The sequence below is a fragment of the Roseisolibacter sp. H3M3-2 genome (assembly GCF_029211165.1).
Taxonomy (GTDB): domain Bacteria; phylum Gemmatimonadota; class Gemmatimonadetes; order Gemmatimonadales; family Gemmatimonadaceae; genus Roseisolibacter.
The window spans coordinates 1-2,788 of sequence record NZ_JARGEK010000496.1; the positions used below are offsets into that span (position 1 = coordinate 1).

Annotated in this window: 3 protein-coding genes and 1 pseudogene; all 4 read left to right on the top strand. The window is 75.8% G+C overall.

All coding sequences use genetic code 11. The features are described from left to right. Positions 1–430 (top strand): TonB C-terminal domain-containing protein (locus tag PYV61_RS23555; RefSeq protein ID WP_275836304.1); only part of this gene is annotated, 430 nt, incomplete at its 5' end. A 19-nt stretch (positions 431–449) separates the two neighbouring features. Further along, positions 450–1,727: a hypothetical protein gene (locus PYV61_RS23560; protein ID WP_275836306.1), complete on the top strand. Its 1,278-nt coding sequence runs from the start codon at positions 450–452 to the stop codon at positions 1,725–1,727. A 35-nt stretch (positions 1,728–1,762) separates the two neighbouring features. Next, positions 1,763–2,368, top strand: a complete 606-nt coding sequence (locus PYV61_RS23565; protein ID WP_275836308.1) for an OmpA family protein — start codon at positions 1,763–1,765, stop codon at positions 2,366–2,368. Further along, positions 2,365–2,788: pseudogene (locus tag PYV61_RS23570) on the top strand (hypothetical protein); the annotation flags it as partial. The gene PYV61_RS23565 and the pseudogene PYV61_RS23570, both read left to right, overlap by 4 nt.

The window sequence follows — 2,788 nt, forward strand, 5'->3', positions numbered from 1 at the left end:
CTCCTTGGCTCACAGAACGACATGGCTACGATCCGACTTGCCGAAGGGTGCGACGCCGGCGACGCCTCCGCACGCCGGCGGCGGCGCGGAAGGCGGCCGCGGCACGGACGTCGCGAACGTCAACGTGCGCGGGCTCGAATTCCCGTACCCCGGGTACCTGCAGAACATCGTCCGCCAGGTGGCGCTGCGCTTCGCGCCGCCCAACCGGGACGCGGCGCTGCAGGCCGACGTGGCGTTCCTGATCCACCGCGACGGCTCCGTGTCGGGGGTGCGCGTCGTGCGCAAGTCGGGGAGCTACGCCTTCGACCTCGAGGCGCAGGGCGCGATCGAGTCGGTGGGGGCCGCGAAGGCGTTCGGTCCGCTCCCCGAGGCGTTCCGCGACGACGTCCTGCCGGTGACCTTCAGCTTCGACCCGCGCGTCCTCCGCTGACGCGCGCTTCCCGACTCCCGTGCGACTCCAGTCCCTCGCGTTCGCGGCGCTCGCCGCCCTGGCCGCGCCGCTCGCGGCGCAGGACACCACCGGCGGCGTCAGCGTCCGCCTCACCTACGCCGCCGGCACGCGCCCCGGGGTCATCGTGCTGCCGGTGCGGGGCGCCAACGGCGACTCGATCCGCGCGATCCTCGAGCGCGACTGGGACTTCGGCGACCGGGTGACGATCGTCCGCGGCGGCGACGCGCTGGCCGCCGGCGGCACCACGTTCAACTACGCGCTCGCCAAGCGGCTGCAGGCGCAGGCCGTGGTGCAGGGGTCGATCACCGCGACGGGCGCGCTGCACCTCGCCGTGCAGGACGTCGAGCGGCAGGCGGTGCTGGCGGTGCGCGACTTCGCGCTCCCGGGCGCGGCCAACTCGGCGCAGTGGCGCCACGCGGTGCACGTCGCGGCCGACGAGGTGGAGCGGTGGCTCACCGGCGTGCGCGGGATCGCGGCGTCGCGCATCGCGTTCGTGCGCGACCGGCGCGTGTGGGTGGTCGACAGCGACGGGGAGAACCTGCGCGCGGTGACCGACCGCGGGGCGCTGTCGCCCGCGTGGCACCCGAGCGGGCGGGCGGTGGTGCACAGCGTGCTGACCGACCGCGGGAACCAGCAGATCGTGGCGCGCGAGCTGTCGGGCGGCGCGCGCGTGATCGCGCAGGGGGGCGTCACGAACATCACGCCCGCGGTGTCCCCCGACGGGGAGACGGTCGTCTACGCGAGCGGACAGGAGCGGGGGGTCGACCTGTTCGCGGTCCCGTTCGCGGGGGGGAGCCCGCGGCGCATCACGGTCGGGCGCGGCACCGACAATATGTCGCCGAGCTTCAGCCCCGACGGGCGGCGGATCGCGTTCACCACGGGCCGCCTCGGGCACCCGGAGGTGTATATTACCGACGCCGACGGGACCAACGCCGAGGCGCTGACGCAGTTCACGTACGGCGAGCAGAGCTACCGGTCCGACCCGGACTGGTCGCCGGACGGGCGCCTGGTGGCGTTCCAGTCGCTCATCGGCGGGGTGTTCCAGGTGATGACCATCTCGCTGCGGGACCGGGGGGTGAAGCAGCTCACGTCGGAGGGGCGCAACGAGGCGCCCGCGTGGGCCCCCGACTCGCGGCACCTGGTGGTCGCCACCACGCGTACCGGAACGCAGCAGCTGTTCGTCATCGACGCGGAGACCCGGCGCGCGCGCCAGCTGACCCGAGGGGCGGGCGGCGCGCGCATGGGATCCTGGTCTCCCTGGCTCCCGACCCCCTGATGCATCCCGCCGCCCATCCCCTGGAGACCTCCCGCATGCCCACCGCTCGTCGTTCCCAGCTCGCCCGCGCCGTCGTCCTCGCCACCGTCGCCGGGCTCTCGCTCGGCGCCTGCCGCAAGAAGCCGGCGCCGGCGCCGACCCCGGTCGAGACGCCCACGACGACGACGCAGCCGCGCGTGAACCAGGACTCGATCGACGCCGAGAACCGCCGCCGCGCCGAGGAGGAGGAGCGCCGCCGCCGCGAGGCCGCCGCGCTCGAGTCGGCCCGCGCGACGCTCAACGCCCCGGTCTACTTCGACTACGACGCGGCCGACCTGCGCGACGACGCGCGCGCCGTGCTCGAGGCCAAGCTCCCGATCCTCACGGCGAACGCCGGGCTCCGCATCCGCATCGCCGGCCACACCGACAGCCGCGGCTCGGACGAGTACAACCTCGCCCTCGGCCAGCGCCGCGCGTCGGCCGTGAAGGACTGGCTGTCGGGGCGCGGGATCGCCGCCGACCGCATGGAGATCGTCAGCTTCGGCGAGGAGCGCGGCTCGTGCGCCGACGAGGAAGAGGGCTGCTGGTCGCGCAACCGGCGCGCCGAGTTCGAGGTGACGGCGGGCGGCGACCGCATCACCGCGCCGACGGGCGGGCAGTGACCGTGCGCCGGGCCGCCCGCCTCGCTCTGGTCGCCGTCCTCCCGGCGGCGACCGGCGCCTGCTTCGCCACGCGCACCGACGTGCGCGTGCTGCAGCAGGACATCGCTTCCGCGCGCGCCGAGGCGGCGCGCGCGGACTCGGCGCGCGCCCGGCAGCCCGACGCCGCGGCGGCGCAGCTCCGCGCGGCGCAGGACTCGCTGCGCTCCCTCTCGCAGCGCGCCGCCGGCTTCCAAGGCGACGCCAAGGACGACCTGCGCGCGATCCGCGAGCAGCTCATCCAGGTGCAGGAGCTGACCGGCCAGAGCCAGCGCCGCATCCAGGAGCTGCGCGCCTCGCTCGCGGGCCGCGCCCCCGGCGTCGCGCCGGGGGGCGGCGGCACCCCGGGCGCGACGCCGGGCGCGGCCGCCGGCGACACCTCGG

Bases quoted from the DNA above. Each gene is read 5' to 3' on its own strand.
- PYV61_RS23565 (WP_275836308.1), top strand. From the start codon at position 1,763: ATGCCCACCGCTCGTCGTTCCCAGCTCGCCCGCGCCGTCGTCCTCGCC.